Origin of the sequence: Stenotrophomonas sp. SMYL86, assembly GCF_036320025.1 — a bacterium.
In the GTDB taxonomy this organism is placed as follows: Bacteria; Pseudomonadota; Gammaproteobacteria; order Xanthomonadales; family Xanthomonadaceae; genus Stenotrophomonas; species Stenotrophomonas maltophilia_A.
Genome location: NZ_JAWIRU010000014.1, coordinates 30,467 through 56,431, shown reverse-complemented (window position 1 = coordinate 56,431; position 25,965 = coordinate 30,467). Strand labels below are relative to the sequence as shown.

At 67.5% G+C, this 25,965-nt stretch carries 21 protein-coding genes; 16 read left to right on the top strand and 5 right to left on the bottom strand.

Annotated features, from left to right (window positions below; all coding sequences use genetic code 11):
• Positions 1 to 134: 134 nt before the first annotated feature.
• Both mfd and V3B64_RS15310 read left to right on the top strand, forming a co-directional pair.
• Entirely contained in the window at positions 135 to 3,599 is a 3,465-nt protein-coding gene (mfd, locus tag V3B64_RS15315; protein ID WP_110711665.1) for a transcription-repair coupling factor, read from the top strand.
• 45 nt (positions 3,600 to 3,644) lie between these two features.
• A complete protein-coding gene (locus V3B64_RS15310; RefSeq protein WP_032127517.1) occupies positions 3,645 to 4,262 on the top strand; it encodes an HD domain-containing phosphohydrolase in 618 nt (205 codons plus the stop codon).
• A 92-nt stretch (positions 4,263 to 4,354) separates the two neighbouring features.
• Here V3B64_RS15310 and V3B64_RS15305 read toward each other — a convergent pair whose 3' ends face one another.
• Together V3B64_RS15305 and gpmA are read right to left on the bottom strand one after the other, a co-directional pair.
• On the bottom strand, positions 4,355 to 6,448 hold the full coding sequence (locus tag V3B64_RS15305; RefSeq protein WP_329914412.1) for a M13 family metallopeptidase: 2,094 nt from the start codon (positions 6,446 to 6,448) through the stop codon (positions 4,355 to 4,357).
• 208 nt (positions 6,449 to 6,656) lie between these two features.
• On the bottom strand, positions 6,657 to 7,406 hold the full coding sequence (gene gpmA / locus V3B64_RS15300; RefSeq protein WP_004150217.1) for a 2,3-diphosphoglycerate-dependent phosphoglycerate mutase: 750 nt from the start codon (positions 7,404 to 7,406) through the stop codon (positions 6,657 to 6,659).
• 94 nt (positions 7,407 to 7,500) lie between these two features.
• On the opposite strand from gpmA, the gene nfi reads away from it, so the two are divergent.
• Positions 7,501 to 8,175, top strand: coding sequence for a deoxyribonuclease V (nfi, locus tag V3B64_RS15295; RefSeq protein ID WP_329914411.1), 675 nt, complete (start codon positions 7,501 to 7,503; stop codon positions 8,173 to 8,175).
• 38 nt (positions 8,176 to 8,213) lie between these two features.
• On the opposite strand, the gene V3B64_RS15290 is transcribed toward nfi, so the two are convergent.
• Entirely contained in the window at positions 8,214 to 9,194 is a 981-nt protein-coding gene (locus V3B64_RS15290; protein ID WP_107432646.1) for a cation diffusion facilitator family transporter, read from the bottom strand.
• A gap of 180 nt (positions 9,195 to 9,374) precedes the next feature.
• Positions 9,375 to 11,624 carry a TonB-dependent siderophore receptor gene (locus V3B64_RS15285; protein ID WP_329914410.1) on the bottom strand — a complete coding sequence of 750 codons (2,250 nt, stop codon included), beginning with the start codon at positions 11,622 to 11,624 and terminating at the stop codon, positions 9,375 to 9,377.
• A gap of 289 nt (positions 11,625 to 11,913) precedes the next feature.
• On the opposite strand from V3B64_RS15285, the gene V3B64_RS15280 reads away from it, so the two are divergent.
• Positions 11,914 to 13,329, top strand: coding sequence for a GGDEF domain-containing protein (locus V3B64_RS15280; RefSeq protein ID WP_134951300.1), 1,416 nt, complete (start codon positions 11,914 to 11,916; stop codon positions 13,327 to 13,329).
• 95 nt (positions 13,330 to 13,424) lie between these two features.
• Here the strand turns inward: V3B64_RS15280 and V3B64_RS15275 are convergent, their stop codons facing one another.
• The gene (locus tag V3B64_RS15275) at positions 13,425 to 14,642 is read right to left on the bottom strand and encodes an MFS transporter (protein ID WP_329914409.1); all 1,218 of its coding nucleotides are present in this window, start codon (positions 14,640 to 14,642) and stop codon (positions 13,425 to 13,427) included.
• 77 nt (positions 14,643 to 14,719) lie between these two features.
• Here V3B64_RS15275 and V3B64_RS15270 point away from each other — a divergent pair, with 77 nt between their 5' ends.
• The 12 genes from V3B64_RS15270 (at position 14,720) to V3B64_RS15215 (ending at position 25,785) form a co-directional block, all read left to right on the top strand.
• Positions 14,720 to 15,169 (top strand): helix-turn-helix domain-containing protein, encoded by a 450-nt coding sequence (locus tag V3B64_RS15270; RefSeq protein WP_329914408.1) that lies wholly within the window; start codon positions 14,720 to 14,722, stop codon positions 15,167 to 15,169.
• Between the two features lie 73 nt (positions 15,170 to 15,242).
• Positions 15,243 to 16,370 (top strand): metallophosphoesterase, encoded by a 1,128-nt coding sequence (locus V3B64_RS15265; protein ID WP_329914407.1) that lies wholly within the window; start codon positions 15,243 to 15,245, stop codon positions 16,368 to 16,370.
• A 134-nt stretch (positions 16,371 to 16,504) separates the two neighbouring features.
• Positions 16,505 to 17,188, top strand: a complete 684-nt coding sequence (locus tag V3B64_RS15260) for a response regulator (protein ID WP_121503880.1) — start codon at positions 16,505 to 16,507, stop codon at positions 17,186 to 17,188.
• Complete coding sequence (locus tag V3B64_RS15255; RefSeq protein WP_005412674.1) at positions 17,185 to 18,564, top strand: sensor histidine kinase; 1,380 nt, start codon at positions 17,185 to 17,187, stop codon at positions 18,562 to 18,564. Before V3B64_RS15260 ends, V3B64_RS15255 begins: the two co-directional genes overlap by 4 nt.
• 79 nt (positions 18,565 to 18,643) lie before the next feature.
• Positions 18,644 to 19,480 carry an alpha/beta fold hydrolase gene (locus tag V3B64_RS15250; RefSeq protein ID WP_010483180.1) on the top strand — a complete coding sequence of 279 codons (837 nt, stop codon included), beginning with the start codon at positions 18,644 to 18,646 and terminating at the stop codon, positions 19,478 to 19,480.
• A 1-nt stretch (position 19,481) separates the two neighbouring features.
• Positions 19,482 to 19,841: an EamA family transporter gene (locus V3B64_RS15245; protein WP_012479558.1), complete on the top strand. Its 360-nt coding sequence runs from the start codon at positions 19,482 to 19,484 to the stop codon at positions 19,839 to 19,841.
• Entirely contained in the window at positions 19,838 to 20,236 is a 399-nt protein-coding gene (locus tag V3B64_RS15240) for a DMT family transporter (RefSeq protein ID WP_125894491.1), read from the top strand. The genes V3B64_RS15245 and V3B64_RS15240 overlap by 4 nt, the downstream gene beginning before the upstream one ends.
• Positions 20,237 to 20,246: 10 nt before the next feature.
• Positions 20,247 to 21,449 (top strand): DegT/DnrJ/EryC1/StrS family aminotransferase, encoded by a 1,203-nt coding sequence (locus tag V3B64_RS15235; RefSeq protein WP_329914406.1) that lies wholly within the window; start codon positions 20,247 to 20,249, stop codon positions 21,447 to 21,449.
• Positions 21,450 to 21,623: 174 nt separating this feature from the next.
• Complete coding sequence (locus tag V3B64_RS15230; protein ID WP_032127528.1) at positions 21,624 to 22,340, top strand: MtnX-like HAD-IB family phosphatase; 717 nt, start codon at positions 21,624 to 21,626, stop codon at positions 22,338 to 22,340.
• Between the two features lie 62 nt (positions 22,341 to 22,402).
• Positions 22,403 to 23,803, top strand: a complete 1,401-nt coding sequence (locus V3B64_RS15225) for an aminotransferase class III-fold pyridoxal phosphate-dependent enzyme (protein WP_032127529.1) — start codon at positions 22,403 to 22,405, stop codon at positions 23,801 to 23,803.
• A gap of 29 nt (positions 23,804 to 23,832) precedes the next feature.
• Positions 23,833 to 24,897: a GNAT family N-acetyltransferase gene (locus V3B64_RS15220; RefSeq protein ID WP_032127530.1), complete on the top strand. Its 1,065-nt coding sequence runs from the start codon at positions 23,833 to 23,835 to the stop codon at positions 24,895 to 24,897.
• Positions 24,898 to 24,900: 3 nt separating this feature from the next.
• A complete protein-coding gene (locus V3B64_RS15215) occupies positions 24,901 to 25,785 on the top strand; it encodes a hypothetical protein (protein WP_329914404.1) in 885 nt (294 codons plus the stop codon).
• Positions 25,786 to 25,965: the final 180 nt, after the last annotated feature.

Here is a 25,965-nt window from a genome sequence, read left to right as displayed (position 1 = left end):
GGCGGGGGGGGGGGCCGCGGGGCGGGGGGGGGGGGGGGCGGGCGGCCCCCCCCCCCCCCCCCCCGGCGCCCCCCCCCCCCCCCCCCCCACGACTCACCGGGCTTCGATCGGGCTTCTGCTAAAATCCGGGGTCCATGTCGCGTACCTCATACCCCGCCCCGCCGCTGCCGCGCGCCGGCCAGCTCCGCGCCTGGTGGCGCGCCCCCGCCTCGCCGACCGCCCTGGCCTGGTATCTGGCCCAGGCCGCGCGTGCGCACGACGCCCCGCTGCTGGTGATCGCCCGTGACAACCACGGTGCCAACCAGCTCGAAGCCGACCTGCAGACCCTGCTCGGCGGTGACCCGGCCCTGCCGGTGGTGGCCTTCCCGGACTGGGAAACCCTGCCCTACGACCGCTTCAGCCCGCATCCGGACATCATTTCGCAGCGACTGTCCGCCCTGCACCGCCTGCCCACGCTGAAGCGCGGCCTGGTGATCGTGCCGGTGCAGACCCTGCTGCAGCAGCTGGCCCCGCGCAGCTACGTGATCGGTGGCAGCTTCGACCTGAAGGTCGGCCAGCGCCTGGATCTGGAAGCCGAGAAGCGTCGCCTGGAAAGTGCTGGTTACCGCAACGTCCCGCAGGTGATGGACCCGGGTGACTTCGCCGTGCGCGGCGGCCTGCTCGATGTGTTCCCGATGGGCGCCGACGAGCCGCTGCGGGTGGAGCTGCTGGACGAGGACATCGACTCGATCCGTGCCTTCGACCCGGAAAGCCAGCGCTCGCTGGACAAGGTCGAGGCGGTGCACATGCTGCCGGGCCGCGAAGTACCGATGGACGAAGCCAGCATCGCCCGCGTGCTGGCCACGCTGCGCGAACGCTTCGATGTCGATACCCGGCGCAGCGCGCTGTACCAGGATCTGAAGTCCGGGCTGGCCCCGGCCGGCGTCGAGTACTACCTGCCGCTGTTCTTCGAACGCACCGCGACCCTGTTCGACTACCTGCCCGACGGCAGCCTGCCGGTGGTCTGCGCCGGTGCCGGCGAAGCCGCCGAGGCGTTCTGGGCGCAGACCGGCGAGCGTTACGAGCAGCGCCGCCACGATGTGGAACGGCCGCTGCTGCCGCCGTCGGCGCTGTATCTGTCGCCGGAACTGCTGCGCGAGCGTCTGAACGATGCCCCGCGCATCGAAGTGTGGTCGGCTGACCACGCGCGCATCGCCGATGCCCATGCGTTGGGCGACCAGCCGCTGCCGCCGCTGCCGGTGGCCGCGCGCGAGGCCCCCGCTGGCGACGCGCTGAAATCCTTCCTCGGCCATTATCCGGGCCGGGTGCTGATTGCCGCCGATTCGCCCGGGCGTCGCGAGGCGCTGCTGGAAGTGTTGCAGGCCGCCGAGTTGAAGCCGCCGGTGGTGGCCGACCTGCCCAGCTTCCTCGCCGACGATGCGCGCTTCGCGATCGCGGTGGCGCCGCTGGAGGATGGCTTCGCACTGGACGATCCGCGCATCGCGGTGCTGACCGAGCGCCAGCTGTTCCCCGAGCGCGCCGGCAGCACCCGCCGCACGCGCCGTGCCGGCCGCGAGCCGGAAGCGATCATCCGCGACCTCGGTGAACTGACCGAGGGTGCGCCGATCGTGCACGAGGACCATGGCGTCGGCCGCTACCGCGGCCTGATTGCGATGGACGTCGGCGGCATGCCCGGCGAGTTCCTGGAAATCGAATACGCCAAGGGCGACCGCCTGTATGTGCCGGTCGCCCAGCTGCACCTGATCAGCCGCTACTCCGGTGCGTCGGCGGAAACCGCGCCACTGCATTCGCTCGGTGGCGAACAGTGGAGCAAGGCCAAGCGCAAGGCCGCCGAGAAGGTGCGCGACGTCGCCGCCGAGCTGCTGGAGATCCAGGCCCGCCGCCAGGCGCGTGCCGGCCTGGCGCTGCAGGTGGACCGTGCGATGTACGAGCCGTTCGCCGCCGGTTTCCCGTTCGAGGAAACCCCGGACCAGCTGGCCGCGATCGACGCCACCCTGCGCGACCTGGCCAGCAGCCAGCCGATGGACCGCGTGGTCTGCGGCGACGTCGGCTTCGGCAAGACCGAGGTGGCGGTGCGTGCGGCATTCGCCGCCGCCAGTGCCGGCAAGCAGGTGGCCGTGCTGGTGCCGACCACGCTGCTGGCCGAACAGCATTACCGCAACTTCCGCGACCGCTTCGCCGATTACCCGCTGAAGGTCGAGGTGCTGTCACGCTTCAAGACCACCAAGGAAATCAAGGCCGAGCTGGAAAAGGTCGCCGCCGGCACCATCGACGTCATCGTCGGTACCCATCGCCTGCTGCAGCCGGACGTGAAGTTCAAGGACCTGGGCATGGTCATCGTCGACGAGGAGCAGCGTTTCGGCGTACGCCAGAAGGAAGCGCTGAAGGCGCTGCGCGCCAACGTGCACCTGCTGACCCTGACCGCCACGCCGATTCCGCGCACGCTCAACATGGCCATGGCCGGCCTGCGCGACCTGTCGATCATCGCAACGCCGCCGCCGAACCGGCTGGCGGTGCAGACCTTCATCACCCAGTGGGACAACGCGCTGCTGCGCGAAGCCTTCCAGCGCGAGCTGGCGCGTGGTGGCCAGCTGTACTTCCTGCACAACGACGTGGAAAGCATCGGCCGCATGCAGCGCGAGCTGTCCGAGCTGGTGCCGGAGGCGCGCATCGGCATCGCCCACGGGCAGATGCCCGAGCGCGAGCTGGAAAAGGTGATGCTGGATTTCCAGAAGCAGCGCTTCAACGTGCTGCTGTCGACCACGATCATCGAGTCGGGCATCGACATCCCCAACGCCAATACCATCATCATCAACCGCGCCGATCGCTTCGGCCTGGCCCAGCTGCACCAGCTTCGTGGCCGCGTCGGTCGTTCGCACCACCGCGCCTACGCCTACCTGGTGGCACCTGATCGTCGTTCGATCACCCCGGATGCGGAAAAGCGCCTGGAAGCGATCGCGTCGATGGACGAGCTCGGTGCCGGCTTCACCCTGGCCACGCACGATCTGGAAATCCGCGGTGCCGGTGAACTGCTGGGCGAGGACCAGAGCGGGCAGATGGCCGAGGTCGGCTTCAGCCTCTACACCGAGCTGCTGGAGCGCGCGGTGCGCAGCATCAAGCAGGGCAAGCTGCCCGACCTGGATGCCGGCGAGGAAGTGCGCGGTGCCGAAGTCGAGCTGCATGTGCCGGCGCTGATTCCGGAAGACTACCTGCCGGACGTGCACACCCGCCTGACCCTGTACAAGCGCATTTCCAGCGCGCGCGACAGTGATGCGCTGCGCGAACTGCAGGTGGAGATGATCGACCGCTTCGGCCTGCTGCCGGATGCGGCCAAGCACCTGTTCGCCATCGCCGAGCTGAAGCTGAAGGCCAATACGCTGGGCATCCGCAAGCTGGACCTGGGCGAGAACGGTGGCCGCATCGTGTTCGAGTCCAAGCCGAACATCGATCCGATGGCGGTGATCCAGCTGATCCAGAAACAACCGAACCTCTACGCCATGGAAGGGCCTGACAAGCTGCGCATCAAGCACCCGCTGCCGTTGCCGGAAGACCGCTTCAATGCGGCCCGCGCCCTTCTGACCACCCTCGCCCCGGGTTGATCGCCCCCCGAACACCCCGCACCGGTCCCCACCCGGTGCGGGCGGATGACCATGTTCCCTGACGCCGTACCCGCCCCCGACCTGCTGCACGCGCAGGCCTGCCTGATCGATGCCCTCTCGATGTCGCTGCAGATGCGCGACGCCTACACCCGCCACCATTGCGACCGCGTTGGCCTGCTCGCGCAGCGCCTGGCCACGCACTGCGATCTCGATGACGATGCCTGCTCGCAGATCGGCCTGGCCGCGCGCTTCCATGACATCGGCAAGATCGGCATTCCCGACGATGTACTGCTGACACCGCGCCGGCACACCGACGAGGAACGCGCGATCATGCGCGAGCATCCGGTGCGCGGCGAACACATCTTCCTGGCCACCGGCCGCAGCGATGCAGCACCTGTCGCGCGGCTGATCCGCGCCCATCACGAAGCCTTCGATGGCAGCGGCTATCCCGACGGCCTGCGTGGCGAGAGCATTCCGCTGGGCTCACGCATCGTCACCGTTGCGGATGCCTACGATGCCATGACCAGCGTGCGCCCCTACCGCGCAGCGATGGAACGCGAGACTGCGTTGCGCATCATCGACGAGCAGTCCGGCGGCCTGATCGATCCCTATGTGCTGCAGCGCTTCCATCGCATGCTGGCGCAGGAACCAGCGCTGGCCTGAGATCCGCCGGGCATGGCCCGGCGCTACCGATCAGACAAACAAAAGGCCCGGCATTCGCCGGGCCTTCTGCATCACGCATCACGTGCGATCGATTACCAGATCACCACGCGCTTGTCGTCGGCACGCACCATCGCGTCGCCGGCCTTGCACTGGAACGCAGCGGCATACGACGGCATGTTCGACGGCGCGCCGTTGGCACGGAAGTTGGCCGGCGCGTGCGGGTCGGTGTTCAGGCGGACGCGCAGCTCACCGTCGGTGAAGTTGCGGCGCCACACGGTGGCCCAGTTCATGAAGAAACGCTGGTCCTGGCTGTGACCATCGACTTCCACGTTCGCCTTCGGATCTTCCTTCAGCGCCATCTGCAACGCGTCGTAGGCCACGGTCAAGCCGCCCAGGTCGCCGATGTTCTCACCCAGGGTCAGCTTGCCCTTCACGAACACGCCCGGCACCGATTCATAGCCATCGAACTGCGCGACCAGCTGGTCGGTACGTTCGGTGAAGGCCTTGCGGTCGGCGTCGGTCCACCAGTTGTCGAAGTTGCCGTTGGCAGCGAACTGGCTGCCCGAGTCGTCGTAGCCGTGCATCATCTCGTGGCCGATGACCGCACCGATGCCGCCGTAGTTCAGCGCCGGATCGGCCTTGGCGTCGAAGAACGGCGCCTGCAGGATGGCGGCCGGGAATACGATCTCGTTCTTGGTGGCGTTGTAGTAGGCGTTGACGGTCTGCGGGGTCATGCCCCACTCGGTCTTGTCCACCGGCTTGCCGATCTTGTCCAGCATGTAGCGATAGTTGAACGCGCGCGCAGCCTGCATGTTGCCCAGGTAACTGTCACCGTTGGTCTGCAGGCCCGTCCACTCACGCCACTTGTCCGGGTAGCCGATCTTCGGGGTGAAGCTGGCCCACTTCTCCAGCGCCTTCTTCCTGGTCTCTTCGCCCATCCACGGCAGCTGCTCCAGGCGCGCCTTCAGCGCCACCGAGAGGTTCTCCACCAGGTGCTGCATGGCCACCTTGGACTCGGCCGGGAACACGGCGTCGACGTACAGCTGGCCCAAGGCTTCACCCATGCCGCCGTTGACCGACTCCAGCACGCGCTTCCAGCGCGGCTGCATTTCCTTCTGGCCACGCAGGGTGGTGCCATAGAAATCGAAGTTGGCCTTCTCGAACTGGCTGCTCAGGTACGGCGAGGCGTCGTCGATGGTGTGGAAGCGCAGGTAGGCCTGCCAGGTGCTGGCCGGCACATCGGCGAGCATCTTGTCCATTTCACCGAAGAAGCCCGGCTGCGCCAGCGAGAACTTCTGCGCGGCCGGCACCTTCAGGGTGTCGAACAGCGCGGCCCAGCTGAAGTTCGGGGTCAGCTTGTCGGCGTCAGCCGCGCTGAGCGGGTTGTAGCGCTTGGCCGGGTCACGCATTTCGATGCGCGACATCGAGGCCTTGGCCAGACGGGTTTCGAAGGCCATCACGGCCTTGGCCTGCTCGGCAGCCTGCGCCGCGTCCACGCCGGACAGCGTCAGCACCTGCGCGATGTAGGCCACGTAGGCGTCGCGGATCTTGGCCTGCGCGTCATCGAAGTAGTAGCCCTTCTCCGGCAGGCCCAGGCCGCCCTGGCCGACATAGGCGATGACGTTGGCCGAATCCTTGTAGTCGGCATTGGCGAACAGCGAGAACAGCACGCCCTTGCCCTCGGCCTGGCTGTCGCGCAGGTACTGGGTGATGGCGGCGGTATCGTTCAGCGCGGTGATCTTGTCCAGCTGCGGCTGCAGCGGCGCCAGGCCGGCGGCTTCGATCTTGGCTTCATCGTTGCCGGTCTTCCAGATGTCGCCGATCTTGGCTTCCACCGAGCCGGCCTTGGCCTGGCTGGCCGCGGCCTGCTGCACCAGTGCGTGCTGCACTTCCAGCGAGCGCTCGCGCAGGATCTCGAAGCTGCCCCAGGTGGTCTGGTCGCCCGGCACCGGGTTGGCCTTCAGCCACTTGCTGTTGACGAAGCCGTTGAGGTCGGTACAGGCCGAGATGGACGGATCCAGGTCGGCGCTGTTGAGCGAGATCAGCGGCGTCTTGATCTGCGACAGGTCGAAGGCCGGCTTGGCGTCGGCGCTGGCCGCCGGCGCGGTTTCATTCTTGCCACAGGCCGCCAGCGAGGCAGCGATGGCGATGGTCAGGCCCAGCGGGACCAGGTTGCGGACGTTCATGAGGCTCTCCTGCGGGTAATTTCACAGGGTAGCCGGGGAGCCCTTCGGTGGGACCGGCCAAAGGTCACAGGACACGCTTATGTAGAGTCGAGCCATGCTCGACTGCTCTCCGTTCCGGGTTTATTGTCCTTGCGGCAAGAGGCCAACAGCAGTCGAGCATGGCTCGACTCTACAAAAAGCGAAGGCCGGCTTGCGCCGGCCTTCTGTTTTATTTCGCCTTGCCCTGGTTGGCCACGGCTTCAGCGGCCTTGCGCGCTGCTTCCGGGTCGCCCAGGTAGCGGAACGACTTCACCGTCAGGTCGTCGTTCAGTTCGAACAGCAGCGGGATGCCGGTCGGGATGTTCAGCTCGAGGATTTCCTCGCGCGAGACGTTGTTGAGGTACTTGTACAGCGCGCGCAGCGAATTGCCGTGGGCGGTGACCAGCACGGTCTTGCCGTCCTTCAGCTGCGGCGCGATGGCGTCGTGCCAGTACGGCAGCACGCGGTCCAGCGTGGTGGCCAGCGATTCGGTGCCCGGCAGCGCGTTGCGGTCCAGGCCAGCGTAGCGGCGGTCATGGATCGGGTGGCCCGGATCCTCCAGGTCCATGGCCGGCGGCGGGATATCGTACGAACGACGCCACACCTTGACCTGGTCCTCGCCGTGCTTGGCGGCGGTCTCGGCCTTGTCCAGGCCCTGCAGGCCGCCGTAATGGCGTTCGTTGAGGCGCCAGGACTTGTTCACCGGCAGCCAGTCCTGTTCCAGCTCGGCCAGTGCACCCTGCAGGGTGTGGATGGCGCGCTTGAGCACGGAGGTGTGGGCAACGTCGAACTGCAGGCCTTCCTCGCGCATCAGGCGACCCGCGGCGGCCGCTTCCCGGCGCCCCTGCTCGGTCAGGTCGACATCGACCCAGCCGGTGAAGCGGTTGTCCAGGTTCCACTGGCTCTGGCCATGGCGCAACAGTACGAGTTTACGGGTCACTGCAGGGTCTCCAACGCGAGGAAAGACAGGCCGCCATTGTAGCCCCGGCCGCCGCTCACCGGGCCGTGGCACCGCGCATGCGATGCTGTGACCAATGAATACGGCGATCGACCCCGGGCGCTGGGAAGGCAGCGTCGCCGCTGCACGCGCGCTGCAGCTCCAGCTGGCCGGCCGCGTGGAGCGCCAGGACCGGCTGCCACGCAACGTGCGCTGGCTGGCCGGGCTGGATGTCGGCTTCGAGGACGATGGCGCCATCACCCGCGCCGCGGCGGTACTGCTGGACGCAGAGACGCTGCAGCCCGTGGCGCAGGAGATCGCGCGCATCCCCACGGTGATGCCCTATATCCCCGGCCTGCTCAGCTTCCGCGAGCTGCCGGCACTGCTGGCCGCACTCGCGCTGCTGCCACGCACGCCGGACCTGGTGTTCGTCGATGGTCATGGCATCAGCCACCCGCGACGATTGGGCGTGGCCGCGCATCTGGGCGTGGTCACCGACCTGCCGAGCATCGGCGTGGCCAAGTCGAAGCTGGTGGGCCGGTTCGTCGAACCGGGTGCCGAGGCCGGTGCGCATACGCCGCTGCTGGACGGCGATGAGCAACTGGGTTGGGTGCTGCGCAGCAAGATTCGCTGCAAGCCGCTGTTCGTGGCCGGTGGCCATCGGGTCAGTGCGGATACCGCGCTGGACTGGGTGCAGCGCACGCTGCGCGGTTACCGGCTGCCGGAGCCGACGCGGCTGGCAGACCGGCTGGCCTCGCGACGGGACGAATGACCGCACCGGGCATCACCCGGAGCGGTCGCCATCCTCGATCAGCGATGCACGTGGCCGCGATGGCCCTGCGCGTCCTCGCCGTGGTCATGGCCTTCATGGCCCTCGTGCTCGCCGGCCTTGGCCGGCGCCGGCTCACCACAGGCTTCGCCGCAGTGGTCCGCTTCGATCTGCAGTGTCACGTGCTCGATGCCGAAGTCATCGTGCAGGCGCCCGCCCAGATCACGACGCAGCGCATCGGCATCGGTGCCGTCGCGCATCACGATGTGCGCGGTCAGCGCCGGGGTGCTGGAGGCCAGCGCCCACACATGCAGGTCATGCACGTCCAGTACCGCAGCGTGGCCGGACAGGCTGTCGCGCACCTTGGCCACGTCCATGCCCTTGGGCACGCCTTCCAGCAGCACGTTGATCGCCTCGCGCATCAGCACATAGGTGCGCGGCAACACCCACAGGCCGATCAGCACCGCCAGGATCGGGTCGATCGGCTTCCAGCCGGTCCACTTGATCAACAGCGCGCCAGCAATCACGGCCACCGAGCCGAGCATGTCTGCCCACACTTCCAGGTAGGCACCCTTCACGTTGAGGCTCTCGCCGCTGCCGGCCTGCAGCAGGCGCATCGAGATCAGGTTGATGACCAGGCCCGCCGCGGCAATCACCAGCATGCCCGACGAGGCAATCTCCTGCGGCTCGCGGAAACGTCCAATGGCCTCCCACAGGATATAGCCGGCGACCACGAACAGCATCGCGCCATTGATCATCGCGCCCAGCGCTTCCAGGCGTGCATAGCCGTAGGTGCGGCGCGCGTCCGGCGGGCGCCGACTCAGCCGCACCGCGACCAGCGCGATCATCAGCGCTAAAGCGTCGGTAGCCATGTGCGCCGCGTCGGACAGCAGCGCCAGGCTGTTGGTCCAGAACGCGCCTACCACCTCGACGACGAGGAAGGTGGAGGTCAGGCCGAGCGCCCACCACAAGGGTTTCTCGTGGCGGATCTCGGATGGCAGGTGATCGTGGTCGTGGCCCATGGCAACAGCTCCTTTGCGATGGGAGGCAGGCTACGCCGGAGGGCGTTGGGAAACTATCACGGTGTTTATAACATTGCAGGCCACGCGGTCCCTCACCGGGCATGGCCCGGCGCTACCGGAGCGCGGCCGGCAACGCCAGGCCACGCCTGGCGGACGCAGCGGACCGACGTCCGCCTGCGGTCAGAACCCGAAGCGCAGGCTGGCCCAGTACGCGCGGCCCGGCTCGTTGTAGGTCGCCGCGCCGGCATCGCTGCTGTTGGCCTCGCGGAACAGGCGCTTGTCGGCCAGGTTGTTGACGCCGAAGCCGAAGCTGACCGTCTCGGTCACCTTGTAGCGCGCGCTCACGCCCCAGATGTTGTACGCACCACGGTCCTGCAGTGCGATTGACGGGTCGCAGGTACCGGTGCAACGCGGGTCGTTGTTGATGTTGGTGGTGGCCGGCTTCTGCTTGCCGTAGAAGGTGCCGGTCAGCAGCACCGACAGCTTGTCGGTGGCCTGCCAGTCCAGCATCGTGTTGACGGTGTACTTCGGAATCACCGACAGCGGCTGGCCGGTGCTCTTGTTCTCGTTCTCCACCATGTAGGTGAAGTTGTTGCTCCACTTCAGGCGGTTGCCCTGCTCGCCCAGCAGCGGGACCACCAGGTTGCCTTCCAGACCCTGCACGATCGCCTTGGGTGCGTTCTCCCAGCGGAAGATGCGGCCCTTGGTGTCGGCGGTCAGCCCGATCTGGTTGTACCCGGCCTGGATCTTGTCCTTGTAGTCGTTGTGGAAGTAGGTCAACGACGCTTGCCAGCCGCTCTGCGGTGCCCACTCGATACCCAGTTCCTTGTTCAGGCTGGTTTCCGCCTTCAGGTCCGAGTTGCCGCGCATGTAGCAGCCGGCGCCCAGGCTCGGCAGTGCATTCGGGCAGCCATTGCCCCGGGTGTAATACAGATAGTCCGGATTCGACTGGTACAGGTTCGGCGCCTTGAATGCACGGGCGATACCGCCCTTCACCACCCAGTCGCTGTTGATGCGGAACTGCGCGTTGAGGCTGGGGCTGGTGTTGTTGCCGAACTGACTGTGGTGGTCGAAGCGCAGGCCCGGGGTGACGATCCAGCGCTCACCCAGGTAGATGTTGTCTTCCACGAACACGGCGGTGGTCTGCGCGTCGGACTTGCCGCGTGCGCGATCGGCCGACAGCCCCGGGATGCCGCCGCCGCTGCTGCTGGACTGGCTCATCGAGTACGGGTCGGTCAGGCGGCTGTCCAGGAATTCAAAGCCCAGCGTCCAGATGTTCTCGGCACCACCCAGCGTGGTCGGGAAACTGACTTCGCCGTCCAGCTGGTAGTTGCGCAGGCGCGAGGTCGACCAGTCGGTGCCGTTGAAGCTGCCCTCCGGGCCCCCGGCCAGGCCTTCGTTGATGCGCGAGTTGTTCACCGCCTCCACTGCAGCCGTTACCCGCGAGGTCACATCACCCCAGCGGCCGCGATGGGTGATCGCGCCGGTGTTGCGGTACATGCGGTTGGTCTCGGCCTGCTGCTCGGCCAACGCCCCCAGATCGATCGGTGTCGAGGTACCGGTGGTGCTGACCGCGCGGTCGCCAGCATAGATGTTGCCCTGGCGACTGGTGCCGGCTTCGAATTCGACCACCTGGTTGGCGGTCACGTCCCAGCGCAGCAGCGCGTTGACATCGCGGTTCTTGACGCCCTCGCGACCGGCCGGCGGCACCGCGTTCGGATTCGTCGCGAAGTCACGGTTGAGTTCCAGCGAATCGGCGTCGGTCTTGTTGAGATTGCCGTACAGGCGGAACGACAGGGTGTCGGTCATCGGCCCGCTCAGCTGCAGGCCGACGCGCTCGCTGCCGCCTTCGGCGCTGTGCTCGGGCACCAGGCCATACAGGTCGACCGCGCCGGTCAGGTCGCCGGTCGGGCGCTTGGTGATGATGTTGACCACGCCACCGGAAGCACCCGAGCCATAACGTGCCGCTGCAGGGCCGCGCAGCACTTCGATGCGCTCGATCATTTCCGCCGGCACCCAGTTGGTATCGCCGCGGGTATTGCGCTCACCGCTGCGGCCCATGCGCACGGCATCACGCGCACCGATGCGCTTGCCGTCGACCAGGATCAGGGTGTTTTCCGGGCCCATGCCACGCAGATCGATCTGGCGGTTGTTGCCGTACTGGCCCGAGGCACTGTTGCCGGTCAGGTTGACGCCGGGCATGGTCCGCAGCAGCTCGGCGATGTCGTTGGCCGGCGGGCGCCTGGCGATGTCCTCTGCGGTGATGGTCGAGGTACCCAGGGCCTGGCGCGCGATCTGCGAGGCGGTGACGTGCACCGTGTCGATATCGGTGGCGTCGGTTTCGGCGTGGGCGGTCAGAGCGCTGCCGGCCAGCAGGGCGGCAACGGCAAGCGCCAGCGGGCGCGGCGAAAGGACAACGGCAGGGGACATGATCAGGACCTTCTGGCAGGGCTACGGGGCCTCTGGCAAAGGGCTTGAGGCAACGACGAGGGGGAGGCGGAGCAGTCCTGCAGCAGGCACCTGCAGCCCGTTCCGTGCGCGCATTCTCCCATCAATGCGATTGATTCTCAAATGCGTTCACTCATTGCCGCAGCGGCGCCGATGTGGTTTGCGCACCGTGCAACCCTGCACCGCGCGTAAACTGGCCGGCTAACCCGCCATCAACCGTATGCCGCCGCGGCCGATACCCGTGGTTTGCCGTACGCAGTCAGAGATCGACGTGGAACCACCCCAATTGGACGATGCCAGCCAGCCGCTGGCCGAGGCCTGGCAGCAGTGTCTGCTGCAGGCCGGCCCTGCCGCCACCGCGCTGCTCAGGGCCGCTGCTACCGATGCCCCACCCGCGCTGGCCCAGCGCTTTTACGAAGTGCTGCTGCAGGACACCCGTGCGCGCCGTTTCCTGTCCCACGACCAGGTCAAGCAGCGCCTGCAGCCGGCCATGCAGCGCTGGCTGGCGCAGCTGCTGACCACTGATGCCAGCGGCATCGCCAACACCGTGGCCTCGCAGCGGATCATCGGCGACGTGCACGCCCGCGTCGGCATTCCTGTCGACCTGGTTACCCGCGGTGCGCGCGTGCTCAAGCACGAACTGTTCGTGCGCCTGCGCGACGATGCGCCTGACAGCGACACCGCATTCGCCGCCATCGACTGCCTCAGCGCGATCATGGATATCGCCATGGAAGGCATGACCCTGGCCTACACCCACGCGCGCGAGCGCTCCACCCGTGCCGACGCCGCCTACCGACTGTTCTCGCTGGTACAGAACGTCGGTACCGAACGCGAGCGCCAGCGCGCACTGCTGCTGGACTGGGAAAACGCCCTGCTCTACGCGTTGGCCGGCCACGTGCAGGCCAGCGACAACGCCAGCCTGGCCACCTCGGAGTTCGGCCTGTGGTTCACCCACAAGGGCATCCCCAGCTTCGGCGAAAGCAGCGAAACGCAGCAGGTGGGCCAGTTGATGGCCCGCATTGATGGCCACCTGCAGCGCGCGAGCGGCGATGCTCCGGCGCAGCGACTGGCGGTGCTGCCGGCCATCCGCGAGGACCTGGCCGCCATCCGCACCCTGATGACACTGCTGTTCGAGCGCATCGGCGAACTGGATGCCGGCAGCGACGCGCTGACCAACCTGCTCAACCGTCGCTTCCTGCCCACCGTGCTGCGCCGGGAAATCGAGCTGGCCACACGCAACCGCACACCATTCTCGCTGCTGCTGCTCGACCTGGATCACTTCAAGGCAATCAACGACGGCCACGGCCACGATGCCGGCGACCGCGCGTTGCAGCACGTCGCCGGCCTGCTCGGCCAGCTCACGCGCGGCAGCGACTACCTGTTCCGCTATGGCGGCGAAGAATTCGTGGTGGTACTGGTGGCTGCCAGCGAATCGCAGGCGACCGTGATCGCCGAGAGCCTGCGGCGGCAGATCGCGCAGTCGCCGGTGGTACTGGCCAACGGCCAGGTGCTGGCACTGACCGCCAGCATCGGCGTGGCCGGCCACGATGGCCATCCGGACTACGAGCGGCTGATGGCCCGTGCCGACGCGGCAATGTACGAGGCCAAGCGCAGCGGCCGCAACCGCGTGGTGGTGGCCAGTGCGGACCTGCAGGAAGCCCCGGGACGGCGCGCACTGCAGCGATGACGGCAGGACAGGTAGAGTCGACCGCGGGTCGACTATCGCGCGCACCGCGGGGTTTTTCGCACGCAGGGCGAAGAGCAGTCGACTGACAGTCGACTCTACTGACAGCCGGCACTACCGATGCGGCCGCCGGCCGCTGCTTTCACCGCCACCACCCGCCACGCTGCCCACCAGAGCAGCGCCAGCAACGCGATGCCCGCCCCCAACAGGCATACCGCCGGCCAGCCATGGCGCGCCTGCATCCACGGCCCGGCCGCTGCACCGGCGCCACTGCCCACCGCATAGAACAGCATGTACAAAGCCACCAGGCGTCCATGCTGTTCAGCCGGCGCGCGCAGCAGCAATGCCTGGTTTGATACGTGCAGTGCCTGCCCACCCAGGTCGAGCACAATCACGCCCAACAGCAGCAACGACAGCGACTGCGGCAGGCCCAGCAAGGGCCACCACGCAACCAGCATCAACAACAGCGCACCGACGCTGACCGGATGCGCGAAACCACGGTCCATCCAGTGCCCTACCCGCGCCGCCAGCAGCGCACCGATCACCCCGGCCAGGCCCAGTGCACCGATGGCGGCGGTCGACCAATGCAGCGGTGGCGCCGAGAGCGGCAAGGGTGCCGCCGCCCAGAACACATTGAGGCCGGCAAACAGCAGCAGTGCCAGCGGCCCACGCTCGCGCAGCGTTCGATCGCGGCGCAGCATGGCCAGCATCGAGCCCAGCAGCTCGCGCCAGCGTGGGGGAACCGACGGCACCGGTACTGGGGGCAGGCGCCGCCACAGCAGCGCCGCCAACCCCGCCATCACCATCGCTGACAACAGGTAGACCATCTGCCAGCCAAAGGCCGCCGCCACCGTACCGGACACCACGCGCGCCAGCAGCAGGCCGATGAACACGCCGCCCTGCACCACACCGACCACGCGACCGCGCTGCTCGGGCGGTGCCAGCATGGCGGTATAGGCGATCAGGCCCTGGGTCAGCGCCGTGCCCAGCAAGCCGGCCAGCAGCATGCCCGACAACAGCCAGCCCGCCGTGCGTGACGCTGCCAGCCACAGCAGCGCCAGCACCAATGCGATCAACTGCAGCCGCAGCAGGCGTCGCCGGTCACCACGGTCCGCCAGCGGCAGCAGGCCAAGCAACGCCAGCACGCTACCGGCCTGGGTAGCAGCCAGCACCGCGCCGGCCACGGCCCGGTCCAGCGCAAAGGCGCGTGCAAGCTGATCCAGCAGCGGCTGCGCGTAGTAGACGTTGGCGACGCTGGCGCCGGCGGCAACCGCAAGCAGGACCAGCAGCGGGCGGGGAAGCGATGTGGCACTCATGACGTGGTTGCAATTTGAAACTTGATGCAGGCTACTGCCATTGGTTTTAAACTGCAACCACATCAGAGAGGTCCACCATGCACGCCGACAGCCCCTGCCCCGTCGCCCGCAGCGCCGATCTGCTCGGTGACCGTTGGGCGCTGCTGGTCATCCGTGATGCCTTCGATGGCGTCACCCGTTTCGGTGATTTCCAGCGCAGCCTCGGCGCGGCCCGCAACATCCTCAGCGACCGCCTGCGACGGCTGGTAGAGGCCGGCATCCTGCAGCTGCAGCCGGCCTCCGATGGATCGGCCTACCAGGAATACGTGCTCACCGCCGCTGGCCAGGAACTGTTCCCGCTGCTGGTCGCGCTGCGCCAATGGGGTGAACGCCATCGCTTCGAGGCCGGTGAAGCCCATTCACAGCTGATCGAATCGGCGACGCGGCGGCCGCTGCCCTACATGCAGCCGCGCGGGCGCGACGGCCAGCCACTTCAGCCCAGCGCCACCCGCGTGCGCAAGCTCAGGGACGACGGGCGCGACACCTGATCCGCCCATTCGCGCACACCGACGAACATCCGCGCCGGTTAGCATCAGACCTTTCCGCCACTGGATGCCGCCGATGTCGCGCGATCGCCCTTCCCTGCTGACCGCCCTGCTGTTTCCGCTGCTGGCCTGCGCCACAGCAACCACGCAGGCCCGCGAGGTTGCCGCGCCCGCCGACCACGTGCAGGCCGATGGCCCCTATGTGTTCCGCCAGGGCGACCAGCTGCAGGCCAAGTGGATCTGCGACGACAAGGTCGAGTCGCACACGCTTGCCACGCAGGCCGCAGGTACCGACATCGCCCCGCGCTGCGGCTACGAGCACTCGGTGCACGTGGCTGCCCCGAATGCGCCTTCGGTTTCCGTGCTGCCGGCCGTGCCGCGCATCGTTGCGCTGTCCGACATCCATGGCCAGTACGGGCTGCTGGTGCGCCTGCTGCGCGCCCACCAGGTCATCGATGCCCAGGATCGCTGGGCGCTGGGCAAGGACACGCTGGTCATCGCCGGCGATGTGTTCGACCGCGGCCCGCAGGTGACCGAGGCCTTCTGGCTGCTGTATGGCCTGCAGCAGCAGGCGGCCGCCGCCGGCGGCGCGGTGCACTTCGTGCTCGGCAACCACGAAACCATGGTGCTGTACGACGACCTGCGCTACGTCAACCCGAAGTACCTGCGCAGCGCGCAGCTGCTCGGCCGCAGCTACCCGCAGCTGTACGGTGCCGATTCGGTGATCGGGCAGTGGCTGCGCACCCGCCCGGTGCTGCTGAAGATCGGCGACACCCTGTTCCTGCACGGCGGCATTTCGCCCGAGGCAGTGCAGCTGGCGCTGGAACCGGCGCGCACCAATGCGGCCTACCAGGCGTCACTGGGCCTGCCAAAGGCCGAAGTAAAGGCCGACCCGGCCACCGCACCGCTGTATGACGGCAAGACCAGCCCGATCTGGTACCGCGGCTACTTCGATGGCCGCCTCGACACCGCGGGGGTGCAGACCGTACTCGACCGCCTGCAGCTCAAACGCATCGTGGTCGGCCACACCTCGATGCCACACGTCAGCAGCTTCCATGGCGACCGCGTGATCGCCATCGACAGCAGCATCAAGAACGGCGAGAACGGCGAACTGCTGTTCATCGAAAATGGCAGGCTCAGCCGTGGCCTGCTGGATGGCTCGCGGGTGCCGTTGGCGCCGGGTGAGCCGGGCCTGCAGGACTGAATGAAGGGACAGCGCGACGGCACCGGGCGGCGGCGGCGCGCTCCACCTTCACCCGGTTTGCGGCTACCCTCGGCAGCCGAGAGAGGCCCACCCCGTCCATCCGGTGGGCCTGACCGTTACAGGAGCCCCCGCGCATGCGCGTTCTGATTGCTGAAGACGACCCGGATATCGCCTCCGGCCTGTGCGCCTCGCTGCGCCGGCAGGGGCACGTGGTTGACCACGTCGACAACGGCGCGCACGCCGACGCGGCACTGGGCTCGACCCAGTACGCATTGCTGGTGCTGGACCTGGGCCTGCCTCAGCTGGATGGCCGCGATGTGCTGCAGCGCCTGCGTCAGCGCGGCGATGGCCTGGCGGTGCTGGTGGTGACCGCCCGCGACGGCCTGGCCGAGCGCGTGCGCGTGCTCGACCTGGGCGCCGATGACTACCTGGTCAAGCCGTTCGCGCTGGACGAGTTCGAAGCACGCGTGCGTGCGCAGCTGCGGCGGGTCACCAGCAATGGCAACCCGGACCTGCGCATCGGCCGCCTGCGTATCGATCTGGCCGGGCACCGGGTGTGGATCGACGACCAGTCGCTGGAACTGACCGCGCGCGAGTTCGGCCTGCTGTCGGCACTGGCGGTACGCGCCGAGCGCATCGTGTCGCGCGCGCAACTGGTGGAGGCGCTGTGCGACTGGGGCCAGGACCTCACCGACAACGGCCTGGACATCGCCCTGCACCGCCTGCGCCGCAAGCTGCAGCCCGGCGGCATGGGCATCCGCACCGTGCGCGGGCTGGGCTACATGCTGGAAGACGCGCAGGACGAAAGCACGCCGTGATCAGTGGCCCGCCCAGCCTGCGCCGGCGCCTGCTCGCCTTTCTGGCGTTGCCGATGCTGGGCCTGCTCACCTTCAACACGATCCTGGCCTACTACGTTGCGCTGGACTATTCCAACCGCATCCACGACCGCAACCTGATCGACGACACGCATTCGTTCGCGCAGATGCTGAGCACCATGCCGGTGACCAGCGACCTGTCTCCGCAGGCGCGCTTCCTGATCGAGTACGACCCCGACGGCCATCGCTACTTCAACGTCGACAGCAGCCGCATGGGTACGCTCAGCGGCAATGCAGACTTCAGCCCGTACGCCCCTTCGCAGGACTGCACCGGTGTGCATCCGGCGCTGTACGACGGCAACCTCAATGGCCAGCAGGTGCGCATGGCCACCGTCTGCACGCAGGCGATGAACGATCCGCAGGACCAGCTGGCGGTGACCGTGGCCGAGAGCATGGCCGACCGCCGGCAGCGTGCGCGCGAGATCCTGATGATCATCATCCCGCTGATGACCATGCTGGCGCTGGGTACCGCAGCGCTGGTCTGGTTCGGCGTGACCTATGGCCTGCGCATCCTGACCCCGCTGAGGACCCGCCTGGCCCAGCGCCGCGGCGAACTGGCGCCGATCTCCGATGCCGACGTGCCAGAGGAGATCCAGCCACTGATCAGCACCATCGATGATCTGTTTGCCCGCCAGGCGGAAATGATCACCCTGCAGAACCGTTTCATCGCCGATGCCGCGCACCAGCTGCGTTCGCCGCTGGCGGGCATGGCCCTGCATGTGGACCAGGCACTGGCACATGGCGACCCCGATACAGTGCGCGAGGCGCTGCAGCACATCCGCCGGCTCAACCAGCGCACCGCCCGGGTCAGCACCCAGCTGCTGGCACTGAGCCGGGCGCAGACCGTGCCCGATACCGTGGAGGCACTGGACCTGTGCGAGCTGGTACCGCAGTGGGTCGGCATGCGCGTACCGGAGGCGATCCGCGATGGCATCGATCTGGGCTACCGCGGCAGTCCCCATCCGCTGCGTGTACTGGGCAACGGCGCCATGCTGCAGGAAGCGCTGGACAACCTGATCGACAACGCCCTGCGTTATGCCGGCCGCAATGCAACCGTCACGGTGGGCGTGCACGCGCTGGACGACAATGATGTCGAACTGTATGTGGAAGACAACGGCCCTGGCGTGCCCGACGACGTGATGCCACGGCTGGGCGAGCGCTTCTTCCGGGCGCCGGGCACCGCTGCCAGCGGCACCGGCCTCGGCCTGGCCATCGCGCACGAGGCGGTGGAGCACTTCGGCGGCCGCCTGAGCTTCCTGAACCGCCCAGGTGGCGGACTGAAGGTCGCCATCACGCTGCCGCTGCTGAAGGCGCCCTGACCCGGCCCGGGGCGCTGAAAGGCTGGCGAAAATCGCGCTTGCGATCCTGCCATCCCCACTGCCGTCCCGGAGCCGCCAGGTGACCGAATCGCACGACTTCTTCCTCCCCGGTGGCCCACAGGGCGTGCTGCTGGTCCATGGCCTGACCGGCACCCCGGCGGAAATGCGCATGCTGGGCAAAGGGCTGAACAACGCCGGTTTCACCGTGCACGGCGTGCAGCTGCCCGGCCATTGCGGCAGCGTGGATGACCTGCTGGCGACCACCTGGGAACAGTGGTACCAGGGCGTGGAAGATGCGGCGGCAACCCTGCGCGGCAAGGTCGACCAGCTGTTCGTCGGCGGCCTGTCGATGGGCGCGGTGCTGTCGCTGGCACTGGCTGCACGTCGCCCCGAGTGGGTGTCCGGGGTTGGCGTATACGGCGCCACCTTCCGCTATGACGGCTGGAACATCCCCGCCGTGGCCCGCTTCTCGTTCCTGCTGCCGTGGTTCAAGCGCTTCAACATCGGCCGCGACCGCATGTTCATGGAAGAACCGCCGTACGGCCTGCGTGACGAGCGCCTGCGTGCGCAGGTCAGCGCCGCCATGCTGTCCGGCGACAGCGCCGCCGCCGGCCTGCCGGGCAACCCCTGGCATGCGCTGGCCGAGATGCGTGCGCTGAGCAACTGGACCCGCCGCCATCTGCACCAGGTCACCGCGCCGTGCCTGGTGATGCACGCCCGCGAGGACGACGTGGCCAGCATGGGCAACGCCGAGCTGGTGATGTCGCGGGTCAGCGGCCCGAAGGAACTGGTGGTGCTGGAAGACAGTTACCACATGATCACCATCGACCGCGAACGCCGCGATGTGATCCGCCGCAGCGCGCGCTTCTTCACCGAAATCGGTGAACGCACGGGCGTGCTCAAGGCGGTGGCCTGACATGGGGGCACTTGCCACGCTGCTGTGGCTGGCCAATGTGGTACTCGATACCGGTGGCCAGCTCGCCTTCAAGGCCGCCGCCAGCGATCCGCAGGAGGGCGAAGGACTGCAGCGCTGGAAACACATGCTCAGCCGTCCCTGGCTGTGGATCGGCATCGCCTGCTACGTGCTTGAGTTCGTCGCCTGGATCGCGTTCCTGTCGCTGGTGCCGCTGTCCAAGGGCGTGCTGCTGGGCTCGATCAACATCGTCGCGCTGATGATCGCCGGCCGTTTCCTGTTCCGCGAGAAACTCACGCCGCTGCGGGTGACCGGCATGCTGCTGGTCACCGCCGGCGTAGCCGTGGTGGGGGCCGGCTCATGAGGCGCCTGTATGTGATCGGCTTCCCGCTGCTGATGGCGTTCGACACGCTGGCCCAGCTGTGCTTCAAGTACGCCGGTGACGCCGCGTTGCCGGTCGAGGCCAACACCGCCTGGCTGCTGCGCGTGCTGTCGCAGCCGTGGGTTTACGGCGCCATCCTCGGCTACGTGGGTGCATTCTTCACCTGGATGAGCCTGCTGCGCCATGCGCCGATCGGTCCCGCCTTTGCTGCCTCGCACCTGGAAGTGATCAGCGTGCTGCTGCTGTCGGCGTGGCTGTTGAACGAGCCGCTGACCCTGCACCATCTGCTCGGTGCGGTACTGATCGTGGCCGGCATCGTCTGCCTCGGCCGCGCCGAGGCGCACGACCCGCACAGCCCTGCCGAAAGCACCCCGTGAGCGCGCTGCGATGAGCCTGTTCGCGCGCGAACTGCCACCAACCGCCGGCCTGCCGATGCAGGCCAGCGATTTCCTTCCCGGTGGCGGCGACCTGCGTGACATCCTGGCCAGCCAGCTCGGCACACCGCCGCTGCAGCTGACCTGTTCCGGCACGCACGCGCTGCTGATCGCCCTGCGCACGCTGCGCAAGCGTGCGCCAAAGCGCGACACCGTGATCATGCCGGCCTATACCTGCCCGCTGGTGCCGATCGCGGTGCACAGCCTGGGCCTGCGCGTGCAGTTGTGCGATACCCGGCGCGGTCATTTCGACTTCGACCCCGGCCAGCTCAAGCGGCTGGCCGATGCGCGCACGCTGGCGATCCTGCCCACCCACCTGGGCGGGCGCATTGCCGATGTCGAGCTGGCCTGCGAAGTCGCCCGCAACGCCGGCACCTGGGTGATCGAAGATGCCGCGCAGGCACTCGGCGCACGGGTCGGCAACAGCAGTGTCGGCCTGCGCGGCGATATCGGATTCTTCAGCCTGGCCGCCGGCAAGGGCCTGAGCCTGCATGAAGGCGGCCTGCTGGTCAGCCGCGATGACGAACTGCGTGCTGCGCTGGCCGAACATGCCGTCCAGCACGTTCGCTCCAGCCTGCGCTGGGAGCTGCTGCGCAGCGTGCAGTTGCTGGGCCTTGCTGCCTGCTATCGCCCTTCGCTGCTGTCACTGGTGTATGGCAATCCACTGCGCAATGCGCTTCAGCGTGGCGATCTGGAAGATGCGGTCGGTGACATTTTCCCGCTGGATATCCCGCAGCACCGGGTCAGCCAGTGGCGGCAGAACATCGGCGCGCATGCCGCGCGGCGCTTGCCGGCATTCCTTCAGGCCGGTCGGCTGCGTGCGTTGCAGCTGCGCGTGCAGCTGGCACAGCTGCCTGCCGTTGAGGTGGTCGATGGGCTGGCCGGTAGCGGTGGCACCTGGCCACTGTTGATGCTGCTGCTGCCCAGCCAACGCGCCCGCGATGCAGTACTGAAGGACTTGTGGCCACGCGGGCTTGGCGCCAGCCGCATGTTCATCCATGCCCTGCCCGGCTATGCCTACCTGCGCGGCATCGTGCCGCAGGACGACATGCCCAACGCACGCGACTTCGCCGCACGCATGCTGACCCTCGGCAACAGCGCCTGGCAGACCCGTGAAGAGACCGCCGAAATACTGCAGGCACTGGCCCGGGCGTGACGCCAGGACGCACGGATGGAGTGCGCCTCACGCATTCATCCATGCACCTTCCTGAACGCTTTCCGCGCCCTGCAATGCAGGCTTTCAACAGGAAAGGAACGAGAAAGGCTGCCTGCCTACATTGAGCCTGGCCCGGCATCGCGCCGGACGTTCCTTTCATCGACGGACCTGCCCATGCACTGGAGCATCCTGTGTGACTTCGACGGCACCATCAGCCTCGAAGATGTCATCGACTCGCTGCTGGAGAAATACGGCCAGCCGGGCTGGCAGGAACTGGAAGACCAGTGGAAGGCGGGAAAGATCGGCTCGCGCGAATGCATGCAGGGCCAGGTCAGGCTGCTGAAACTGGACCCGGCCACGCTCGACGCCCACCTGGACCAGGTGCAGATCGATCCGGGCTTTGCCGCCTTTGTCAGCCGTGCCGAACAGCTGGGCGTGCCGCTGCGCATCGTCAGCGACGGCCTGGACCATGCGATCCACCGCATCCTCGCCAACCACGGCCTGTCGCGACTGCCGGTGGTGGCCAACCACCTGCGCTGGTGCGATGACCACTGGGAACTGGAATCGCCCTACCAGGCCGAAGGCTGCCGCAGCGGCACCTGCAAGTGCACCTGCGCTGCGCAGGCGCGCGCCAACGAAGCACCGCGTGTGCTGATGATCGGCGATGGCAGTTCGGATTTCTGCGTCTCCGAAGATGCCGACTTCGTGTTCGCCAAGCGTCGCCTGATCACCCATTGCACCCATGCCGGCATCGAGCATGCCGCCATCGATACCTTCCACGATGCAATCGCACTGCTGCCGCGCTTGCTCGATGGCAGCCTGCTGCAGCCACGTCGTATCGACGCCAGCCCGCAGCCCGCCGTACTGCCCCTGCTGCTGGCCACCGCCTGAGCACTCCCTTCCAAGCACGCCCCCGCTACCTCTTTCGAACGTCCTTCACGGAACCGAACTGCATGAACATTTTTGACAAGAACGCCGACGCCGCTGCCTCCGACGCGCAGCTGCTGGCCGACGAAGCCCGTTACAGCTCCTTCGGCGATACCGTCCACTACGTCGACCCGCCGAAGATCTTCCAGCGCGGCGAAGGCAGCTACATGTTCGACGGTGCGGGCGTGCCCTACCTCGACCTGCAGATGTGGTACTCGGCCTGCAACTTCGGCTACAGCAACAAGCGTCTGAACGATGCGCTGAAGGACCAGATCGACACCCTGCCGCAGGTCGCCAGCCAGTACCTGCACCCGACCCGCGTGCAGCTGGCCAAGACCATTGCCGTGGACATGCACGAGAAGTTCGGCCTCGACGGCCGCGTGCATTTCAACGTCGGCGGCGCGCAGGCCATTGAAGACTCGCTGAAGATCGTGCGCAACGCGCGTGGCGGCAAGAGCCTGATGTTCGCCTTCGAGGGTGGTTACCACGGCCGTACCCTGGGTGCGTCGTCGATCACCTCCAGCTACCGCTACCGCCGCCGCTACGGCCACTTCGGCGAGCGCGCGATGTTCATTCCGTTCCCGTACCCCTTCCGTCGCCCGAAGGGCATGACCCCGGAAGAGTATTCCGACCATTGCGTGTGGCAGTTCGAGCGCCTGTTCGAAAGCGAATACAACGGCGTGTGGGATCCCAAGGTCGGCCAGGCGGAGTACGCCGCGTTCTATGTCGAGCCGATCCAGGGCACCGGCGGCTACGTCATCCCGCCGCGCAACTTCTTCACCGGCCTCAAGCGCGTGCTGGACAAGTACGGCATCCTGATGGTCGTCGATGAAATCCAGATGGGCTTCTGGCGCACCGGCAAGCTGTGGGCCATCGAGCACTTCGGCGTGACCCCGGACGTGCTGGTGTTCGGCAAGGCGCTGACCAACGGCCTGAACCCGCTGTCGGGCCTGTGGGCGCGCGAAGAGCTGATCAACCCGACCGTGTTCCCGCCGGGCTCCACCCACTCCACCTTCAACTCCAACCCGCTGGGCACCCGCCTGGGCCTGGAAGTGCTGAAGCTGGGCAAGGAAATGGATTACGAGCGCACCGTGCCGGAAAAGGGCGCGTACTTCCTCGATGGCCTGCGTGGCCTGCAGAAGCGCCACCCGGAAATCGGCGACGTCGACGGCCTGGGCCTGGCCCTGCGCGCGGAAATCTGCCAGACCGACGGCTACACGCCGAACAAGGAACTGCTGGACCGCATGGTCGACATCGGCCTGGCCGGTGACCTGCTGCACGACGGCAAGCGCATGGGCCTCGTGCTCGACGTGGGTGGCTGGTACAAGAACGTGATCACCTTCGCGCCGTCGCTGGACATCAGCTACGAAGAGATCGACCTGGCGATCACCCTGCTTGACCAGGCGCTGACCAAGGCCAAGGGCTGAGGTCCGATGCGCTGCCGGTTCCCGTGCCGATGGAAATGACGTCACGCGCGTCCAGCACCGCGCTGGAACCGGCCGCGCTGCTGGAGGGCTTCCTGGCCCACCCGCCGCTCGGGTTCGAGGCAGGCCGCCTTCCGAGCGGCCTGCCGACCTTCCGTGCGCCGCTGGATCTGACCACCACCATGGACGACGACCTGCGCGGCAAGCTGCTTGGCCTGCCACTGTCGCGCCTGTGGCGGCCATGGATCACCTGGAAGACCCGCTTCGTCGGCGCCACCAGCACCGAGTACACCCCGCTGCCCGCGCACGTCGCACCAGAGGCATTGGCCGAGGACGTGACGCGTCACGCGATCGGCGATACGCGCCTGCTGGTGGTCAAGGACCTGGCGATCGATTCGCCGCTGCTGGACGACGCCGCCAACGCACACAGCGGTGCCTTCCTGCAGGCGCTGCTGGCACGCGGCTTCGTCGAACTGGAAGGCATGCCGCTGGCCTGGGTGGCGATCGATTTCGATTCGATCGATGGCTATCTCGGCCGCCTGTCGTCTTCGCGCCGCAAGAACATCCGGCGCAAGCTGCGCTCGCGCGACGACCTGCAGATCGACTGCATCGCCACCGGCGATCCGGCCCTGGCCGACCCGCAGCTCCAGGCCGAACTGTATGCCTTGTACCTGGGCGTGTACGCGCAGAGCGCGGTGCATTTCGACCAGCTCGACCTGCCCTACTTCCAGCATCTTCTGGCCGACAGCCAGGGCCAGGGACGGATGTTCCTGTACCGCCACCAGGGCCAGCTGATCGGCTGGAACCTGTGTTACGTGCATGCGGGCAAGCTGGTGGACAAGTACATCGGCCTGGCCTATCCGCAGTCCCGCGAGCACAACCTGTACGCGGTGAGCTGGATGCACAACCTCGAATACGCGCTGCAGCACAGCCTGAGCCACTACGTGGCCGGCTGGACCGATTCGCGGATCAAGGCCGAACTGGGTGCCCGCTTCACCTCCACCCGGCATGCGATCCACGCCCGTTCCCCGCTGCTGCGCGCCGCCCTGCGCAGGCTGGCCCCGTACCTGCAGGGCGAACCGGACGGAGGCGGCTGAGCGATGCCATTGCGTTCCCCGCTGATCCTGGACCTGGACGGTGGCGTGCTGCCGCTGCCCCAGGCGCAAACCCTGGCCCTGCCGCAATGGCACGATCCACTGCGCTTCGCCTGCCGCAATGCCACCCTCGACCGTTTCGCCGCTGAAGTGCTGGCACCGCTGCCGGCCCAGCTCGGCACGGTGATGCTCGGCAGTGGCGACTTCCACCACCTCAGCCTGCCGCTGCTGCAGCGCATGCGCATGCAGGCGCCGTTCCAGCTGGTGGTGCTGGACAACCATCCGGACAACATGCGCTTCCCGTTCGGCATGCACTGCGGGTCGTGGGTGAACGCCGCCAGCAAGCTGCCGCAGATCTCGCACATCCACGTGCTCGGCATCACCTCCAGCGACATCGGCCTCGGCCATGCTTGGGAGAACCACTGGCGCCCGCTGATGAGCGGCCGGCTGACGTACTGGTGCATGGACGTGGACGTGAGCTGGGGGCATCGTCTCGGCATGGGCCACGCCTTCCGCCGTTTCGAGCATCCCGAAGCGCTGGTGGCTGCGTTCGCTGCCGAGCAGGCCAAGTCGCCGCAGCCGACCTACCTGTCGATCGACAAGGATGTGTTTGCCGAGGACGTGGCCCGCAGCAACTGGGACCAGGGCCGCTTCCAGCTGGAACACGCACTGGTGGTGATCGAAGCGCTGCGCGCCGGCGGCCTGGCCGGCAGTGACATCACCGGCGAAGTGTCGCTGGCCAACTACCAGAGCCGCTTCAAACGCTGGCTGTCGTCGCTGGATGGCCAGCCTGACGTCAGCGCCGGGGATCTACCGCTGTGGCAGGCGCGGCACCAGCAGGTGAACCGCGAGCTGCTGGCGGCGATGGCCGCGGTGCCGACCGCCTGCTGACCGCGTCGGTCATGCCGGCCGCTGGCCGGCGTGGCTTCGGTAGTGCCGGCCGCTGGCCGGCAATGCCAACCAAGGTTGGCAACTACCAGACCCAGGCAGCGTCGGTCGTGCCGGCCGCTGGCCGGCAACCTCATTGTTCCCGGGCTCACGGGGATGCCGGCCAGCGGCCGGCACTACACT